Annotated in this window: 4 protein-coding genes; 3 read left to right on the forward strand and 1 reads right to left on the reverse strand. The window is 34.1% G+C overall.

Translation table 11 applies throughout. The features are described 5' to 3' along the window. Positions 1-192, forward strand: a 192-nt coding sequence (locus WBM70_RS03865; protein ID WP_424557191.1) for a hypothetical protein, incomplete at its 5' end; no start/stop codon positions are given. 56 nt (positions 193-248) lie between these two features. Continuing rightward, complete coding sequence (locus tag WBM70_RS03870; protein ID WP_424557192.1) at positions 249-458, forward strand: hypothetical protein; 210 nt, start codon at positions 249-251, stop codon at positions 456-458. A 33-nt stretch (positions 459-491) separates the two neighbouring features. On the opposite strand, the gene WBM70_RS03875 is transcribed toward WBM70_RS03870, so the two are convergent. Continuing rightward, on the reverse strand, positions 492-794 hold the full coding sequence (locus tag WBM70_RS03875) for a hypothetical protein (protein WP_424557193.1): 303 nt from the start codon (positions 792-794) through the stop codon (positions 492-494). Between the two features lie 260 nt (positions 795-1,054). On the opposite strand from WBM70_RS03875, the gene WBM70_RS03880 reads away from it, so the two are divergent. Then, the gene (locus tag WBM70_RS03880) at positions 1,055-1,801 is read left to right on the forward strand and encodes a hypothetical protein (protein ID WP_424557194.1); all 747 of its coding nucleotides are present in this window, start codon (positions 1,055-1,057) and stop codon (positions 1,799-1,801) included. The last annotated feature ends 103 nt before the right edge of the window (positions 1,802-1,904 follow it).

The following is a 1,904-nucleotide window of genomic DNA, read 5'->3' on the forward strand; positions in this document are numbered from 1 at the left end:
ATCTTTTACTTGTGTGACGATGGAACTGCTGATCAAACTGGTCCAGAAGATGAAACGGCATATTTTGTAGATGCCTGTAAAAAAAATGACGTTAAATTTGACCTAGAACATTGTGTAAAGTCAAGAAATGATGGAAATCAAACCGTAAAAGAGGTTTTAAATTTCTTTGAACGTATGGCTTCTGAGGCATAAACTAGGACTATTAATTAATATTGATGTAGACTTCTACAAAAAGGATATTTATGGACATGAGCATGCACATAGAACCGATAAATTTAGTGAAGTCATTGAGGGGCACCTACAAACAAGCAGATAAAGAAATGGTTTTAGAAGTAATCAGTGCCTATAAGGAAAAGTATAATTGTAGCTATAAACATGCTTACGACAAGATGGTTGATGGAAATCCATCATACTCAACATATACCGCATGGAGACGTAAATCAGCAACTAGTAAGTAATACTTCAACTTCTGAGCTAACCCCTAAATTTGACTATAAACAGGTCTGAACTATCTCTTCGCGAAGCCTGTTAGCCTCTTGGTGCATCTTCCACCAGTATGCAAGTTCACGTGCTTCCTTTGACTCTGTGTTGTTCACTAATCTTTCGAAAGTATCACTATCTAAGCCTTCAATCTCATCAGAAAAATCTGAAACACAGTCAACAAGAAAGTCATAATCATATGAGTCTGCACACTCTTGTATCTCTTCTGGGACTTCTTTACTCTGTACTACCAGTAGGTAGGCATAGAGTTGACAATTTCTACGTAATCGTAGCTCTTTGTTAGATGGATTCATGATCTGCTATCCTTTTTAAAAGTTCAAAATAATCTATTTTATCTTACTTTACCCTAGTAATGTTAAATTATCTTTAAGATGATTTTTATATTTTTTAAATTGATATTATTTCAATAAAACATATTAAATTATGTTATGAATTATGCTAAAATTATATATACATCATAAATCTGAAGTGAGTCTCTATGAACCCAAAAATATTAGAATCTTTACCCATAGGAGTATTTGACACTTTTCCTATATGGCAGATATACATTAGTATGATCCTGATTTTATTTCTTTCATTTGAAATAGGATATCGAATTAGTAGTTTTACTGCTTCAAATAAAGACAAAGAAGGATTCGCCTCCATCAGTCCTATGGTCAGTGGTTTATTAGCCATGCTGGCTTTTGTTCTCGCATTTACATTTGCGATGGCTGCTTCTCAGCATAACCTTAGAAAACAAAATATTCTCAATGAAGCAAATATAATCGGAACTGCATATGTTCGTGCAGATTTACTTGGTGAAAGGGATGAAAAAAAAGTAAAGCAACTTTTAAAAGAGTACGTAAATAGTCGTGTATATGCTATACAAACTGGAGACTTAAAACAAATACAAGAAGTGATGGAAAGATCTTTAGAGATTCATGCACTGCTTTGGGAACAGGTTTCTTCAGCAATGAAAAGAGAACCCAAGATATATGCGGGACTTATACTTCAATCGATTAACGATATAATGGATATACATCAATCACGTGTAACAGCGGGCTTTTACAATCGAATCCCCAGTAGTATTTGGTTAGTACTATTGGCTATTTCTTCATTGACTATGATCACAATGGGGGCCCAGGCTAGACTTTCAAAGTCCCGTAGGTTAGCTGCTGTAATACCTCTTATTCTGGCCTTTGCAACGCTTACTGAAGTAGTATTGGATCTTGATCGTTCTCAGGAAGGTATGATAACAGTAGGACAGGATGCTATAATCGATCTACAAAAGGGTCTAAAGATAAAGTTGGATTCGGAATAGATTATATTATTGTATAGAAAGAGAAGAAAACACTTATGCGCACTCTAAATAGAAACTTTATAAAGTCATATATTTTATAATGTTTTTAGAACAAGACATTTTT

Source organism: Sulfurovum sp. (assembly GCF_049668085.1).
In the GTDB taxonomy this organism is placed as follows: domain Bacteria; phylum Campylobacterota; class Campylobacteria; order Campylobacterales; family Sulfurovaceae; genus Sulfurovum.

What these genes read in the sequence shown, in the direction of transcription:
- WBM70_RS03870 (WP_424557192.1), top strand. Translation starts at nt 249, where the DNA reads ATGAGCATGCACATAGAACCGATAAATTTAGTGAAGTCATTGAGGGGC.
- WBM70_RS03875 (WP_424557193.1), bottom strand. Translation starts at nt 794, where the DNA reads ATGAATCCATCTAACAAAGAGCTACGATTACGTAGAAATTGTCAACTC.
- WBM70_RS03880 (WP_424557194.1), top strand. Translation starts at nt 1,055, where the DNA reads ATGATCCTGATTTTATTTCTTTCATTTGAAATAGGATATCGAATTAGT.